At 66.4% G+C, this 15,485-nt stretch carries 14 protein-coding genes; 5 read left to right on the top strand and 9 right to left on the bottom strand.

Annotated elements, in window-relative coordinates; all coding sequences use genetic code 11:
- Window positions 1-2 precede the first annotated feature (2 nt).
- Genes RZV17_RS11640 through RZV17_RS11650 form a run of 3 tightly spaced genes read right to left on the bottom strand, consistent with a single transcriptional unit; the run spans window position 3 to window position 3,862 of the window.
- Window positions 3-2,120 carry a bifunctional diguanylate cyclase/phosphodiesterase gene (locus RZV17_RS11640; protein ID WP_104579642.1) on the bottom strand — a complete coding sequence of 706 codons (2,118 nt, stop codon included), beginning with the start codon at window positions 2,118-2,120 and terminating at the stop codon, window positions 3-5.
- A complete protein-coding gene (locus RZV17_RS11645; protein WP_047697830.1) occupies window positions 2,117-3,046 on the bottom strand; it encodes a phosphate/phosphite/phosphonate ABC transporter substrate-binding protein in 930 nt (309 codons plus the stop codon). The genes RZV17_RS11640 and RZV17_RS11645 overlap by 4 nt, the downstream gene beginning before the upstream one ends.
- 51 nt (window positions 3,047-3,097) lie before the next feature.
- Window positions 3,098-3,862 carry an RNA methyltransferase gene (locus RZV17_RS11650; RefSeq protein WP_179455994.1) on the bottom strand — a complete coding sequence of 255 codons (765 nt, stop codon included), beginning with the start codon at window positions 3,860-3,862 and terminating at the stop codon, window positions 3,098-3,100.
- Between the two features lie 116 nt (window positions 3,863-3,978).
- Here RZV17_RS11650 and RZV17_RS11655 point away from each other — a divergent pair, with 116 nt between their 5' ends.
- A complete protein-coding gene (locus tag RZV17_RS11655) occupies window positions 3,979-4,812 on the top strand; it encodes an inositol monophosphatase family protein (protein ID WP_355603542.1) in 834 nt (277 codons plus the stop codon).
- Window positions 4,813-4,971: 159 nt separating this feature from the next.
- Here RZV17_RS11655 and RZV17_RS11660 read toward each other — a convergent pair whose 3' ends face one another.
- Entirely contained in the window at window positions 4,972-5,583 is a 612-nt protein-coding gene (locus RZV17_RS11660; RefSeq protein WP_039407641.1) for a superoxide dismutase, read from the bottom strand.
- A 260-nt stretch (window positions 5,584-5,843) separates the two neighbouring features.
- Between RZV17_RS11660 and RZV17_RS11665 the strand changes: the two genes are divergently transcribed.
- Together RZV17_RS11665 and RZV17_RS11670 are read left to right on the top strand one after the other, a co-directional pair.
- Window positions 5,844-6,284: a ribonuclease gene (locus RZV17_RS11665; protein ID WP_104579640.1), complete on the top strand. Its 441-nt coding sequence runs from the start codon at window positions 5,844-5,846 to the stop codon at window positions 6,282-6,284.
- Window positions 6,281-6,706, top strand: a complete 426-nt coding sequence (locus tag RZV17_RS11670; protein WP_039407647.1) for a barstar family protein — start codon at window positions 6,281-6,283, stop codon at window positions 6,704-6,706. The genes RZV17_RS11665 and RZV17_RS11670 overlap by 4 nt, the downstream gene beginning before the upstream one ends.
- A 166-nt stretch (window positions 6,707-6,872) precedes the next feature.
- Here the strand turns inward: RZV17_RS11670 and RZV17_RS11675 are convergent, their stop codons facing one another.
- A complete protein-coding gene (locus RZV17_RS11675) occupies window positions 6,873-8,762 on the bottom strand; it encodes an ATP-binding cassette domain-containing protein (RefSeq protein ID WP_355603546.1) in 1,890 nt (629 codons plus the stop codon).
- A 110-nt stretch (window positions 8,763-8,872) separates the two neighbouring features.
- On the opposite strand from RZV17_RS11675, the gene dbpA reads away from it, so the two are divergent.
- On the top strand, window positions 8,873-10,249 hold the full coding sequence (gene dbpA, locus RZV17_RS11680; protein WP_355603550.1) for an ATP-dependent RNA helicase DbpA: 1,377 nt from the start codon (window positions 8,873-8,875) through the stop codon (window positions 10,247-10,249).
- A gap of 299 nt (window positions 10,250-10,548) precedes the next feature.
- Here dbpA and RZV17_RS11685 read toward each other — a convergent pair whose 3' ends face one another.
- Window positions 10,549-11,109 (bottom strand): adenine phosphoribosyltransferase, encoded by a 561-nt coding sequence (locus tag RZV17_RS11685; RefSeq protein ID WP_355603553.1) that lies wholly within the window; start codon window positions 11,107-11,109, stop codon window positions 10,549-10,551.
- A gap of 94 nt (window positions 11,110-11,203) precedes the next feature.
- On the bottom strand, window positions 11,204-12,760 hold the full coding sequence (locus tag RZV17_RS11690) for a protein adenylyltransferase SelO (RefSeq protein ID WP_355603556.1): 1,557 nt from the start codon (window positions 12,758-12,760) through the stop codon (window positions 11,204-11,206).
- A 262-nt stretch (window positions 12,761-13,022) separates the two neighbouring features.
- Here RZV17_RS11690 and RZV17_RS11695 point away from each other — a divergent pair, with 262 nt between their 5' ends.
- Window positions 13,023-13,898 carry an alpha/beta hydrolase gene (locus tag RZV17_RS11695; RefSeq protein ID WP_355603559.1) on the top strand — a complete coding sequence of 292 codons (876 nt, stop codon included), beginning with the start codon at window positions 13,023-13,025 and terminating at the stop codon, window positions 13,896-13,898.
- A 100-nt stretch (window positions 13,899-13,998) separates the two neighbouring features.
- On the opposite strand, the gene RZV17_RS11700 is transcribed toward RZV17_RS11695, so the two are convergent.
- Entirely contained in the window at window positions 13,999-14,697 is a 699-nt protein-coding gene (locus tag RZV17_RS11700; RefSeq protein WP_104579634.1) for a glutathione S-transferase, read from the bottom strand.
- Window positions 14,698-15,068: 371 nt separating this feature from the next.
- Window positions 15,069-15,284 (bottom strand): cold-shock protein, encoded by a 216-nt coding sequence (locus RZV17_RS11705; RefSeq protein ID WP_005923176.1) that lies wholly within the window; start codon window positions 15,282-15,284, stop codon window positions 15,069-15,071.
- Window positions 15,285-15,485 lie beyond the last annotated feature (201 nt).

Raw genomic sequence — 15,485 nt, forward strand, 5'->3', positions numbered from 1 at the left:
ACTCACCCCGCCGCGATCAGCTTGACCATGTCCGCCGGGCTCAGCGGGCGGCTGAACCAGTAGCCCTGCCCCAGGTCGCAGCCGCGCTCGCGCAGCAGGTTGAACTGCGCTTCCTGCTCGATGCCTTCGGCCACCACGGTGATCCCCAGCGAATGGGCCATGTTGATGATCGCGGTGGTCAGCGCCAGATCGTCCGGGTCGCGCTGCAGGTCGGCGATGAAACTCTTGTCGATCTTGACACCGTCCACCGGTACCTGGCGCAGGTGGCTCAGGCCGGAGAAACCGGTACCGAAGTCGTCCAGCCACACTTTCACGCCGGTGCGGTGCAGCTGGTCGAGCAGGCTGGCCGCCATCATCTCGTCGCCGATCACCGCGGTCTCGGTGAGCTCCAGATGCAATCGGGCAGCTGGCAACCCGGACTCGGCCAGGCACTCGGCCACGGTGTCGATCAGCGCACCGCTGCGCAACTGCCGCGGCGAGACGTTGACCGAAATGAACAGCCCATCGCCCATCATCGGCCACTGCGCCGCCTCCAGGCAGGCCGCACGCAGGACCTTGGGACCGATCACCTCGATCAACCCGCTCTGCTCGGCGATGTCGATGAAGGTGGACGGCGCGATCGTGCCCAGCGCCGGATGCTGCCAGCGCAGCAGCACCTCCACGCCCACCAGCACGCGGTCGCTGGTGCGGTAGATCGGCTGGTACACCAGCCGTAGTTCGTCGCGCTCCCACGCACCGCGCAGCTCGTGCTCCATATGCACGCGGCGTTCGACCGCATGGTCGGCGGCACGGCTGTAGAACCGGTGGCAATTCTTGCCGGCGACCTTGGCCTGGTACATCGCAATGTCGCCGTTCTTGAGCAGCGCGGTGGCATCGTTGGCATCGTCGGGGAACAGCGTGATGCCGATCGAGGTGCCCAGGAACACTTCGCGCCCCTGCACGTTCAACGGGCGGCTCAATTCGTGCACCAGGCGGTCCGCCAGCTGCGCGGCCAGCAAGCTGACATCGCCGCTCTGCAGCAGGATCACGAACTCGTCGCCGCCAAAGCGCGCCAGAATCGCGTCGTCGCCCCCCAGCGCGCAGACCGCGCGACTGATGCGGCTGGCGAACTGCAGCAAGGCTTCGTCGCCGGCCTCGTGGCCCAGGGTGTCGTTGACGCGCTTGAAGTCATCGATATCGGCAAACAGCAAGGCCAGCTTGCTGTCGGTGCTGCGCGCGGTATTGAGCAGATGGTCCAGCCCCTCGCGGAAACCCAGCCGGTTGGTCAGCCCGGTCAGCGCGTCGGTGTAGGCCATGTGGCGCACCTCGCGATCGTGCCGGGCAATGCTCTCGCTCATGCGGCCGAACGCAGAGATCAGCTCGCCGATCTCGTCGTTGCGCGGGTGCGGCGGCAGCTGCACGGCATAGTCGCCGCGCTCGATCTGCCGCGCCGCCGCCGCCAGCAGCCGCACCGGCGCCACCAGCGTGCGCTGCACGTAGATCGCCAGCAGCACGCCCAACCCCACCAGCGCAGCCAGCAGCACCAGCAGCCAACCCAGATCGCGCTTGCCGATCGCGTTGAGGTTTTCGACCAGGGTCAGGTTGGCGCCAGACTCGATCCTGCGCACACGCTCGCGCGACATGCCCACGCGCACCCCGCCGATGCGCTGGTCGCCGATCTTGATCGGTACCGTGACCTCCAGCACCTCGGGCGAGGACTGCAGCAGCATCGCCCGTGCGCTGACCGCCTTGGCCGCCAGCGGGTCGGTCATGGTCTGGCCGTAGCGCTGCAGGGTGGGCGTGCCGTCATGCACCAGCCGGCCGCGGCGGTCGAACACCAGCACGTAGCTGACCACCTGCTGGCGCGCGGCATTGCGCACCAGCGCGCCCACGGCACCCAGGTCGGAGTAATACAGCGGGTTGGCCAGGCCGGAGGCCAGCTCGGTGGCCAGCGTCTCGCCACGGGTGCGCAGGCTGCGGTCGAACAGCTCATGCAGGATCTGCGCGCTCAAGCCCCGCACCTCGCGCTGCATGGCGCTCTGGCGTTGCAGCAGCGAAGCCAGGATCGCGCCGACCAGCAGCAGGGTCAGCGCCATGACCAACAGGAAACGTGCCTGCAACCCGAAGCGCACCTGACTCATTCCATCTCATCCCTGACGTGTTGCAGGCCCGCGCTCAATGCGTCCAGACGCCGGCGGCTCTGCCCATCCACAGGATGAAACGCGCTGGTGCCGAAGAACCGCTTGAGTGCCGGCCCGGCCTTCGGGTCGGAGGCGGCCTGTAATAGCACGATGCGCAGGCGGCGCTCCACCGCCGGGTCCATGCCGGTGCGCACCATCTCCACCGCGCGCGGCACCGGCGCACTGCGGTAGACGATGCGGAAGTCGCGCCGGAATACCGGGGGCAGATGCCGCTCGTCGTCCCAATCGAGATTGCTGAACGCCCCGGCATCGACCAGCCGCTTGTGCACGAACGCGGCGATGTTCAATTTCGAGCCGACCATCAGATAGCCGACCGAGCCCAGCACCTGGGTGTCGTCCGGCGACAGCAGCACATCGCAGGCAAGACCGTTGCGCATCAGCTCCAGCATCGGCACCAGATATCCACTGGTGGACGAGGCGTTCTGCAAGGCCAGGGTGTGCCCACGCAGTTGCCCGAGCGACTGGATCGGACTGTCGCGGCGCACGAAGAACACCGTGTGGAACTCGCGCACGCCGCCGCGCTCGGTCATCAGCAGCGGATGCGCGCTGCCGCGCCGCTCCAGCAACATTGCCGCACCGGTGGTCTCGCTGACCCAGTCCACCCGGCCGCGCCGCAGATAGCTGGACATCTGCCGCGCATCCGGTGCCATCAGGATCTCGCCGCGGCGGATGCCGACCTCGCGCATGCGCGGCACCACATAGTCCAGCAGCGGCTTGAGTTGATCGTAATGCGTGGCCGGATCATCGCTGATCCGCCCTAGCACCAGGACCGGGGAAGGCGCTGCCGCAGCGGTTACGGCCAAGCCTGCGCCGGCGATCAGCCAGCAGGCACTCAGACACCATCGTAGACCGCGCAAAACCGACACTCCCCTAGAGCCGCGGACAGCCTAGCCGAATCTTCAAAGATGTGACAGACGTCAGTTTCCGGCGCGCCTGGCCAACATGGCCATGCGCTGCGCGTCCGACAGGATGCCGCGGATCAGGCGCACCTCCTGCTCGGTCATCTCCGCACGCAGCAGCAACCGTCGCAGCTTGCGCATCGCCGACTCCGGCGCACGCCCCTTGTGGAAATCGATCTCGTCCAGCGTGTCGCCCAGCTGGCCGAACATGCCTTCCAGCTGCGCATGACTGGCCGGGCCGTCGCGCAGGCCGGCAGCGGCCGCAGCGACCGGTTCGGCCTCACCGGACGCCAGCTGCGCCAACCGCACTTCGTAGGCCAGCACCTGCACCGCCGCGGCCAGATTGAGCGAACTGAACTGCGGGTCGGAGGGGATATGCACGGCGGCATGGCAGAGCTGCAATTCGTCGTTGGTCAGGCCGGTACGCTCGCGGCCGAACACGAACGCCACTTCGGCCGGCTCGCCCGCCTTGGCCAGGGCGCGCTGCGCGCCTTCGTCGGGCAGCAGTTCTTCCAGCGCCACCCGACGCGCACGCGCAGTACAGCCGATGACCAGGGTGCAATCGGCCACTGCCTCGCCCAGGGTCGCGAAAATCGGCGCATCACCCAGCACGTCTTCAGCACCGGCCGAGCGCCGGTAGGCGTCTTCGTCGAGCGCACGTTCCGGCGCCACCAGCACCAGGCGCGTCACACCCATCGTTTTCATCGCACGTGCGGCGGCGCCGATGTTGCCTGGATGCTGGGTACCGACAAGAACAAAACGGATGCGCTGAGTGACGGACATGAACGGAGATTGGGGAGCGATTCGGTCGTAGATGGTAAACTGCGCGGCCGGCTTTGGCGCCGGACCGCTCTTTTACCTTCGTCATCGTCCATTCTGCCTTCACGGGAGCTTTAACCATGCAGAAACCCGCCGTCACCGTCATGGTCAAAGCCGCCCGCCTCGCCGGCAATGTGCTGTTGCGCGGTATCAACAAGCTAGATGCACTCAACGTGGTGCAGAAAGGCCGCATGGACTACGCCAGCGAAGTCGATGCCGATGCCGAGAAGGTCATCATCAAGGAACTCAAGCGCGGCTACCCCGAGTACGCCGTGTTCGGCGAAGAAGGCGGCGTGCAGGGCGGCAAGAGTGGCCGCTACACCTGGGTAATCGACCCGCTCGACGGCACCAGCAATTACCTGCGCGGCTTTCCGCATTACTGCGTGTCGATCGCGCTGGTGGAAAATGGCGAACCCACCGATGCGGTGATCTTCGACCCGCTGCGCAATGAGCTGTTCACTGCCAGCCGTGGCGCCGGCGCGGTGCTCAACGACCGCCGCATCCGCATCGCCGAGCGCAAGGATCTGGAAGGCGCCATGGTCCACACCGGCTTCCCGCCGCGCGAGCGTGCACGCGCCAGCGCGCAGCTCAAGTGCGTGGATGCGTTGCTGGTGCAGGCCGAAGACGTGCGCCGCACCGGTTCGGCGGCGCTGGACCTGGCCTATGTGGCCTGCGGCCGTGCCGATGCCTACTTCGAAGCCGGCGTCAAAGCCTGGGACATCGCCGCCGGCGTGTTGCTGGTGCGCGAGGCCGGTGGCCGGGTCTGCGACTACAAGGGCGCCATCCCGCCGCGCATGGACAACATGGGCCCGGAAACCCAGCAGATCGTGGCCGGCAACATCAAGATCAGCGACGCGCTGCAGAAGGTCATCGTCAACACCGGCTACGCCCGCGAGTTCGACGCCAAGTTCTGATCGGCGCCGCTTCGGTTGCGGTAGGAGCACGCTTGCGCGCGATGGAGCTTTCCACGGGAATGCCCATCGCGACCGAGGTCGCTCCTACGACGTAGACCGCACAACGAAGAAGGCCGGGGTCGCTCCCGGCCTTCTTGCGTTACAGCGTCAGCTCAAGACTCAGGCGATCGCGGCGTGGTAGCGGCGCTCGACTTCGTCCCAGTTGACCGCGTTGTAGAACGCGCCGATGTATTCCGGGCGACGGTTCTGGTACTTCAGGTAGTACGCGTGTTCCCACACGTCCAGACCCAGGATCGGGGTGTTGCCTTCGAACAGCGGGCTGTCCTGGTTGGCGGTGCTTTCCACCACCAGCTTCTTGTCCGGGGTCACGCTCAACCACGCCCAACCCGAGCCAAAGCGGCTGACGGCGGCCTTGGTGAAGGCTTCCTTGAACTTCTCGAAGCCACCGATGTCCTTGTCGATCGCCTTGGCGACCTCGCCCTTGGGCTCGCCGCCACCATTGGGCGACAGCACGGTCCAGAACAGCGAGTGGTTGGCGTGGCCGCCACCGTTGTTACGCACCGGGCCCTGCAGGTTTTCCGGCAGGCTCTTCAGCTTGGACACCAGTTCGTCGATCGGCAGGTCCGCATACTCGGTCCCTTCCAGCGCCGCATTGACGTTGTTGATGTAGGTCTGGTGATGCTTGGTGTGATGGATTTCCATCGTCTGCGCATCGATGTTCGGTTCCAGCGCGTCGTAGGCATAAGGCAACTGCGGAAGGGTGTAAGCCATGCGTGTCTCCTGGACTTGCCGCCCGGCGAAGGCCGGGCGTTGCGGGGTAGATGGTAAGGACGGCGGCGGCGCTTACCAAGGGTGCTGGCAGGGAAACTTCATCCCATCGCATGCCGCGCGGTATTCGCTGCACACCTTGCACCATGCCCCGGTTACTTGCGCGTGAACCGTATAGGTGCCCGGCCGCGTTCAAAGTCGACACAGTCGCGCGGCGGCATACTTGCTCTGCCGCACACATTCCCGCTTTACGGATCATCTTCATGCGCAAACCCGCTTTGCTGATCGTCGCCATCGTGCTGCTCGTTGCCGGCTTGTGGGGCATGCGCACGCTGCAGACGCCCAAGCCGCAGTTTGCCCCGCAACTCAGCGCACCCATCGCCACCGCAGCGGTCGCACGCCAGGTGCCGCGCTTGCCCGCCTTCCTGCCCACCGAAGCGATGGGCACCATCGTGCTGATCCAGCGCGGCGGTCCATTTCCGTATCCGCAGGATGGCGCGGTGTTCGGCAACCGCGAACATCGCCTGCCGGAGCGCCCGCGCGGCTATTACCGCGAGTACACCGTCGATACACCCGGTAGCGCCGACCGTGGTGCGCGCCGCATCGTCACCGGAGGCACGCCACCGCAGGCCTGGTACTACAGCGACGACCATTACCAGAGTTTCAAGGCGTTCCAGGGCCCGACGCCGGAGCAGGCACCATGAGCGCAGGCGATTTCGCGCTGAACCTGTCCGACCCGCAGCAGTCGGGCGTGTATCAGGCCGACACCGACGACCTGGACACCATGGCCGCACTTGCCCGTGACGCGGGTCTGCGCATCCTGCGCGTGGACCTGGCCACCTGCAGCGACAAACGCATGCTGCTGATGCGCCTGGCGACCCAGCTGGATTTTCCCGCCAGCTTCGGCCGCAACTGGGATGCGCTGAGCGATGCCTTGCAGGACCTGGCATGGCTGCCGTCGCCACGCGGGTATGCGCTGTTGATCGATGGTGCGGACGCGCTGGCAAATGCCGCACCGAACGACCGCGATACGTTGCTGGATATCCTCGATGAAGCCGCCACGCGCTGGGCGGCGCGTGCACTGACCTTTACGGCGTTCGTCGCTCCGGCCAGCGCCTGCGGGTAAGTGCCTCGCCCGGGCACGCGCGCTGACGACACCTAAGAATCACGGGACACCACAACGGCCGATCAGCCGCGTCTCAGGCCGATCGCGCTCGTCGCCCATCACGCAGCGCGCCGATCACCCGAACACGTGGATCAGTACCGGCACATCATGCGCGCCGGCACGCCGGTCAACTATCCAGCTCGCTCCAGCGCGCATAGGCCGCGTCCAGCTGCGCCTGCGCCTGGCTCAGTGCGTCGGTGTGCGCGGTCATCGCCGCACTGTCGCGCTGATAGAACCCCGGGTCGTTCATCGCCTCGGTCAGCGCGGCAACCTGCTGCTCCAGCGTCTCGATCAGGGCCGGCAACTGTTCCAGCTCGCGCGTTTCCTTGTAGCCCAGCTTGCGCTTGGGTGCGGCATCCACCTGCGCCGCCGCAACCGGCGTGGTTGGCGCCGCGGTAGCAGACGCCTTGGCGACCGCCATCGCACTGGTCGCCGGCGTGCGCCGCTGCCGCAGCGAATCGCTGTAGCCACCGATGTAATCGCCGATCAGGCCATCGCCTTCCATCACCAGCGTGGAGGTCACCACGTTGTCGAGGAAGTCGCGGTCATGGCTGACCAGCAGCAAAGTGCCGCTGTATTCGCCCAGCAATTCTTCCAGCAGCTCCAGCGTTTCCACATCCAGGTCGTTGGTCGGTTCGTCCATCACCAGCAGGTTGGAAGGCTGAGCGAACAGCCGTGCCAGCAGCAGGCGATTGCGCTCGCCGCCGGACAGCCGCGTGATCGGTGCGCGCGCACGCTCGGGGGTGAACAAAAAATCCTGCAGATAGGCATGCACATGCTTGCGCTTGCCATTGATCTCCAGGAAATCGCGGCCTTCGGCCACGTTCTCGATCGCGCTCCAGTCTTCGCGCAGCGTCGAGCGGTATTGGTCGAAATAGGCGATCTGCAGGTTGGTGCCGATGCGGATCTCGCCTTCCTGCGCCTGCAGATCGCCCAGCAACAGCTTGAGCAAGGTGGTCTTGCCGCTGCCGTTGGGGCCGATCAGGCCGATGCGGTCGCCGCGCTGGATGATGGTGGAGAAATCCTTGACCATGGTGCGCGCACCGAAGGCGAAGCCGACCTCCTTGGCCTCGATCACCTTCTTGCCGGACGACTCGCCCTGCGAGACTTCCATGCGCACATTGCCGGTGAGATCGCGGCGCTGCACGCGCTCGTTGCGCATCGATTCCAGGCGTCGCACACGGCCTTCGTCGCGGGTGCGACGCGCCTTGATGCCCTGGCGGATCCAGATCTCTTCCTGCGCCAGCAACTTGTCGAAGCGCGCATTTTCCTGCGCCTGCGCATTGAGCCGCTCTTCGCGACGCCGCTCGTAATTGGCCCAGTCGCCCGGCCAGCTGGTAACCTGGCCGCGGTCGATTTCCACGATGCGCGTCGCCAACGCACGCAGGAAGCGCCGGTCATGGGTGACGAACAGCACGCTGCCGTTCCAGCCCTTCAGGAAGGTTTCCAGCCAATCGATGGCTTCGATATCCAGATGGTTGGTCGGCTCGTCCAGCAGCAGCACATCCGGCGAGGACACCAGCGAGCGCGCCAGCAGCACGCGCCGCTTCATGCCGCCGGACAGCCGCGCGAACTCCGCATCGCCATCCAGTTCCAGCTTGGTCAGCGTCTCGGTGACACGCTGGTCCAGCGCCCAGCCGTCGGCTGCATCGATCTTGGCCTGCACCTTGCCGAAGGCGTCGGCGTCGAAGACCTCGGCATGGCTGAGCTGGTGGAATTCAGCCAACCAATGGCCCAACTCGCCCAGACCGTCGGCCACCACGTCGAACACGCTGCCGCCGGTGCCCTGCGGCACCTCCTGCTCCAGCCGCGCGATGCGCACACCCTGCTGCACGCGCACTTCGCCGTCGTCGGGCTTGAGCTCGCCGGCAATCAGTTTCATCAAGGTCGATTTGCCGGCGCCGTTGCGGCCGATCAGGGCGATACGCTCGCCCGGCTCGATCGTGAGGTCGGTTTTTTCCAGCAACAAGGGGCCGCCGACGCTGTAGTCGACGCTTTGCAGAGTGATTAAAGGCATGCCGCGATTGTACGGGATTGGGGATTGGGGATTCGGGATTGGCAAGAGCACAGGCTGTTGCGGTGACGAATCCCGAATCCCCAATTCCGAATCCCGGGCTAAAATGCGCCATGAACGAATTTTCCGCGCTGCCGCTGTCGCCGGCCCTGGCCCCCGGCATCGACGCCCTTGGCTACACCGTGCTTACTCCCATCCAGGCGCAGAGCCTGCCGCCGATCCTGCAGGGGCTGGACGTCATTGCCCAGGCGCCGACCGGCAGCGGCAAGACCGCCGCCTTCGGGCTGGGCCTGCTCCAGAAGCTCGACCCGGCACTGACCCGCGCGCAGGCGCTGGTGCTCTGCCCCACCCGCGAACTGGCCGACCAGGTCGGCAAGCAGCTGCGCAAGCTCGCCACCGGCATCCCCAACATGAAGCTGGTGGTGCTCACCGGCGGCATGCCGCTCGGCCCGCAGCTGGCCTCGCTGGAAGCGCACGACCCGCAGGTGGTGGTCGGTACGCCCGGACGCATCCAGGAACTGGCCCGCAAGCGCGCCCTGCACCTGGGCGGCGTGCGCACGCTGGTGCTGGACGAAGCCGACCGCATGCTCGACATGGGCTTTGAAGAACCCATCCGCGAGATCGCCAGCCGCTGCGACAAGCATCGCCAGAGCCTGCTGTTTTCGGCCACCTTCCCCGACAGCATCCGCACGCTGGCGCGCGAGATCCTGAAAGACCCGGTCGAAATCACCGTCGAAGGCGCCGACAACGCGCCGGAGATCGATCAGCAGTTCTTCGAGGTCGACCCGACCTATCGGCAAAAGGCCGTCGCCGGCCTGTTGTTGCGCTTCAATCCCGAATCCAGCGTGGTGTTCTGCAATACCCGCAAGGAAGTGGACGAGGTGGCCGGCTCGCTGCAGGAGTTCGGCTTCTCCGCGCTCGCACTGCATGGCGACATGGAACAGCGCGACCGCGACGAAGTGCTGGTGCGCTTCGTCAACCGCAGCTGCAATGTACTGGTGGCCAGCGACGTGGCCGCGCGCGGGCTGGACGTGGAAGACCTGTCGGCAGTGGTCAACTACGAGCTGCCCACCGACACCGAAACCTATCGCCATCGCATCGGCCGTACCGCGCGTGCCGGCAAGCACGGCCTGGCGCTGAGCCTGGTGGCGCCGCGTGAAGCGGCGCGTGCGCAGGCACTGGAAGCCGAACAAGGCCAGCCGTTGAAATGGTCGCGGGCGCCGTTGGCCACTGCGCGCCCGGCACAGTTGCCGCAGGCGGCAATGACCACGTTGCGCATCGATGGCGGCAAGACCGACAAACTGCGCGCCGGCGATATCCTGGGCGCACTTACCGGCGAAGCCGGGCTGTCGGGCGCGGCGATCGGCAAGATTGCGATCTACCCCACCCGCTCCTATGTCGCGATCGCGCGCGCGCAGGTCGCCAAGGCGCTGGCGCACCTGCATGCGGGCAAGATCAAGGGACGCCGCTTCCGGGTCAGCAAGCTCTGAGCAGACAGCGGCCGGTGCGATACCGGCCGCGGGCATGGCAGTGATGGCGTCGCGCGAATGCACACACGCGTGCACCCGCCGGCCATTGCCTCATGCATTCAGGACGAGCGTGGCGCGCCCATGCCAGCATCGCAGCGGACCAACCGGGCACGCAGAAGCCGACCATGAGCCGCGTATTCCGGCTCTTCCACCCGCAAGCCAACCACATGTTCAGCCTGCGTGGCCACCGCAGCGGTCTGCACGTGGTTCAAGCGGCAGCTGCGCGCGTCCAGGGACGGCACGCAGCGGACGAACGGCGCTCAATACGACAAGGTCGCCAGCAGCGGCACGTCATCGGCCCACTTCGCGCGGCCCTGCAGCGCGGTCAGCTCGACCAACACCGCAGCGCCAACGATTTCCAGCTCCAGCTGTGCGGCCAGGCCGAGCGCCGCACGCAACGTCCCGCCGGTGGCCAGCACGTCGTCGACGATCAGCACGCGCGCGCCGCGCGGCAGCGCATCCTCATGCATCTCAATACGGTCGGTGCCGTACTCCAGCGCGTATTCCTGGATCAGGGTACGTCCAGGCAGCTTGCCCGGCTTGCGCACCGGTACGAAGCCGGTCCGCAATTCGCGTGCCAGCGCCGCGCCCAGGATGAAGCCGCGCGCCTCGATGCCCAGCACCGCATCCAGCGGCGTGGTCCGCCAGGGCTGCGCCATTTCGTCCAGCGCCGACGCAAAATCGGGGCCATCGGACAGCAGTGGGGTGATGTCCTTGAAGACGATGCCTGGCTTGGGGAAATCGGCGATATCGCGGATCAGCTCCGACCAGTGGTTGGGGCCGGATGGATGGGTGCCGGCGCAGCGGCTGCAATCTGTCATGGTGGTGGCGGCAATGTGGCCAGTGGGGTGCGGCCTATTCTAGGCTGCGCGCGACCTTGACGCTGCGTTTACGGCATACGTGCATCTGAGCCGGTCAGGAACTGCACGACAGCATCGAACATCCGGCACGGTCGCGCGCCCAGTCCGGGCGTCGCGCGGCAAACGCCTCGCGGCCCGGCTGGTCGTCATACGGCCGCCGCATCACGTCCAGCAGTGCCTGCACACCGGACGCATCGCCCTGCTCGGCCTTGTCGATCGCCTGCTGCGCCAGATAGTTGCGCAGCACATAGCGCGGGTTGGCCAAACGCATGCGGGTACGCCGTTGCTCGGGCGGCAGCGTGTCCTGCTTCAGGCGCGCGGCATAGCGCTGCAACCACTCGTGTAGCTGCGGCGCATCGGCCACGCGCTTGTCTTCGTCGTAGAAGGCGTCGCGCAGCAGGTCCGGATCCGGTTGCTCGGCGGAAACGTCGATCAGCGCGCGGAAGGTCAGTGTCATGTCCATTTCCGACTCGCGCATCAGCGCGCGCAGTGCATCGATCAACTGCAGGTCTTCGTCGCGGCACTCCGCCAAACCCAGCTTGGCGGCGGTATCGGTGCGATCGCAGGCCAGATAGGTGTCGCGGAACCGGTCCAGCCCCTGCTGCAGCGGCGCGGCGTCGGCGAACAGTGGCGCCAACGCCTGCGCCAGGCGGCCAAGATTCCAGTAGGCCACCTGCGGCTGGGTACCGAAGCGGTAACGCCGGCCCTGCGCGTCGGTGGTGTTGGGCGTCCAGTCCGGGTCGTAGTCGTCCACCCAGCCATACGGGCCGTAATCGATGGTCAACCCCAGGATCGACATGTTGTCGGTATTCATCACCCCATGCACGAACCCCACCCGCATCCAGTGCGCCACCATCACCGCAGTGCGTTCGCAAACCTGTGCAAACCAGTCGGCGTACAGGGCCTCGCCGGTACCGGAAAGCTGCGCAAAATCGCGGGCGATGGTGAACTCCACCCACTGCCGCAACAGCGCGATGTCGCCCCGCGCACTCGGCAATTCAAAATTGCCGAAGCGGACGAACGACGGCGCCACGCGGCAGACAATCGCGCCCGGCTCGCGCTGCGGCCGGCCGTCGTAGAACATGTCGCGCACCACCGCATCGCCTGTGGTCACCAGGCTCAGTGCGCGCGTGGTCGGCACCCCCAGGTGGTGCATGGCCTCGCTGCACAGGAACTCGCGGATCGACGAGCGCAGCACGGCGCGGCCGTCGGCACCGCGCGAATACGGGGTCGGGCCGGCACCCTTGAGTTGCAGTTCATAGCGGCCCCCATCGACGCCGATCGCCTCGCCCAGCGAAATCGCCCGGCCGTCGCCCAGCTGCCCGGCCCAGTGTCCGAACTGATGCCCGCCGTAGTTAACCGCCCAGGGCTGCATGCCCGGATACAGCGCATTGCCACCAAAGACCTCGGCAAAGCGCGCACTGGCGAGCTCGGCCCCGTCCATTCCCAGCAGCTGCGCCACGTCCGGCGAATAGGCGACCAGGCGCGGGGCGGCGACCGGGGTGGGCAGGACCGACGACCAGGCCGCGCTCACCTCGCGACGGCGCACGCCCTGTTCCGGGTCACCAGGCAACTGCTGGCGCAGGCGGTTATCAAAGTGCAATCGTGTCATGGCGCCAAGCCTAGGCCACCGACGGTGAACTCGGCATGGGCCGCGCCGCATCCGGCGCCGCGCGCGCACCGTATCTTCACTTCGCATTCCGATACCAAGCGAGCTCTTCGTGCACATGCCAGCGACGCCCGATCGCCGCTAATACGCCTCCACCGTTGCCTGCCCGCGCGATATGCGGCGCCGCCCCACCGTCATGGCACAGCATCAACGCATGCCGCGATACCCGCTTGCCCCCTCTCCTGACTGATCATCGACATCGCCCATGCCTGTTCGCCCCTCCCGTTGGATCCGCCCCGCCCTGTTACTGCTCGGCTCGCTGACGATGACCGCCTGCAGCAGCGTGTTCTTCGGCGGCATCAACGCCGCCTCCAGCCGTGACGGCGTCATCGAGCATCACGACCAGGTCTTCGATCCGGCACACGGCCTGGCGCTGGACGTCTACCAGCCGCGCGGCGTGGTCGACGCACCGGTGGTGGTGTTCTTCTACGGCGGCACCTGGAAACGCGGCAAGCGCGCGAACTACCGCTGGATGGGCCGCGCCCTGGCACGTCAGGGCGTGGTGGCCATGGTGGCCGACTACCGCAAGTACCCGCAGGTGGGCCTGCAAGGCTTCATGACGGATGCGGCCAGCGCCACCGCGTGGGGCCTGCAGCATGCGCATGACTATGGCGGCGACCCCAAGCGGCTGGCGGTCATGGGGCATTCGGCCGGTGCGCATATCGCGGGCCTGCTGGCCACCGATCGCAGCTGGCTGCAGGCGCAAGGCCTGCAGCCGCAGCAGCTGTGCGGCTTCGTCGGTTTGGCCGGCCCCTACGATTTCCTCCCCATGACCGACCCCGAGCTGGTCGAGATCTTCGGTACCTCGCCCACTGACCAAGCCAGGTCGCAGCCGGTCCTGTTCGTCGACGGCGATGAGCCGCCCATGCTGCTGCTGCATGGCGACGCCGACCACGTCGTCGAGCCACAGAACAGCCTCTCGCTGGCGTCGGCCATGCGGCGCAAGGGCGAAGACGTGCAGGTCAAGCAGTATCCGCACGTCGGTCATATGGGCCTGGTACTGGCCTTCCGCAAACCGCTGACCGGCTCGCCGGAGCTGCGCGACACCCTGCAGTTCCTGCGGCAGTGCAAGGCGCCCTGAGCCGGACGCAGCCTGCCGGAGAAGGACGGCCGGGCACCTCGACGGTCACGATCAATGGGACCGCCGGCGTCGCGTTCATCGCCACGCCGGCACACCACCATCAGGCGTTGCGGCTGCGCCCCATCAGCTCGTAAGGGCCTCCCTTCTTAAGCGCTGCCTGATACGCGGGGCGCGCTTCGATCCGCTGCAGGAACGCGGCCAGGCGCGGGTAATGCTCCAGCCCGCCACCACGCGCCGCCGCGGCCTGGACCGGGAAACTCATCTGGATGTCGGCAGCGGTGAAGCGCTCCCCCGCGAACCAGGCGTTGGCCTGCAGCGACTGCTCCATCCAGTCCATGTGCAGTTTGACCTGCGGGCCGACAAAGCCCGACATCGCCTTGTCCACGATCGCGCGCGCGACCGGTTTGGCGAAGAACGGCATCGGCGCGCTGCGAATCCGGCCGAAGATCAGCGTCATCAGCAGCGGCGGCATGGCCGAGCCTTCGGCGTAGTGCATCCAGTAACGGAACTGCTGCCGCTCGGGTGAGTCGATCGGCCGCGGCGGCGGCGACAACGCGCATTCGGTGTCGTAGCGCTCGGTGAGATAGTCCAGGATCGCACCGGATTCAGCGATGGTCAGCTCGCCATCCACAATCACTGGCGATTTGCCCAGCGGGTGGATCGCCCGCAGCGCCGCCGGTGCCAGCATGGTCTTGGGGTCGCGCTCGTGCCGCACGATCTGGTACGGCAGCGCCAGTTCTTCCAGCAACCACAGCACACGCTGCGACCGGGAGTTGTTGAGATGGTGAACGGTGATCATGAAGGCGTCCGCAGGCGGAAAACCCCATCGTAACCAGCGCCGCGTCGTTGCCGCGCGCAAAGCCCGTGGTTCTGTTCACTGCCAGCGGTTGGCACGCGTATCGTCCAGCTGGATGGATGCAACGCGACAGGGTGCAGACAGCGATGCACGCCGCCGGCCGGCCTGTCGACAGGGATAACGAGATCGACCAAGGACAGCCTGCCACCCATCGCCTGGTGCTGATCGCCCATAGGACACCGGCAACTGCCAAGGGCAGCGACAGGCCGCCACTTGATGCACGGACCTGTTCCGCCTGGCCGACGCACGGCCAATAAAAAACGCCGGTCGCTTGCGCGACCGGCGTTTTTGGCAACCTTACGGTTGCAGACGGATTAGACCGCCTGCACCTGGTCAGCCTGCATGCCCTTCTGGCCCTGCACGGCGACAAAGGTGACCTTCTGGCCTTCCTGCAGCGACTTGAAGCCGGTGCCCTGGATGGCACGGAAGTGCACGAACAGGTCCGGGCCGCTTTCCGGGGTGATGAAGCCGAAGCCCTTGGCATCGTTGAACCACTTCACGGTACCGCTCTGACGTGATGCGTCTGACATTTTACTAACTCCTGAACTATAGATGGATAAATCGCAGCGTCCGAAAAGCCGGAGCTGAGACTGAGTTGCAGGCGTTGGTAAAGCGGAACGATGAAGCGAGATCTGTAACGATCCGGCTGCACCAGGCCACGATTCACGGTGACCCTTGCAAACACAGTGCGTGCACAGTACTCGTGTTTTCGGCAAAAAGCGACACCTGGC

Source organism: Xanthomonas cannabis, assembly GCF_040616535.1.
GTDB classification, from domain to species: Bacteria; Pseudomonadota; Gammaproteobacteria; order Xanthomonadales; family Xanthomonadaceae; genus Xanthomonas; species Xanthomonas cannabis.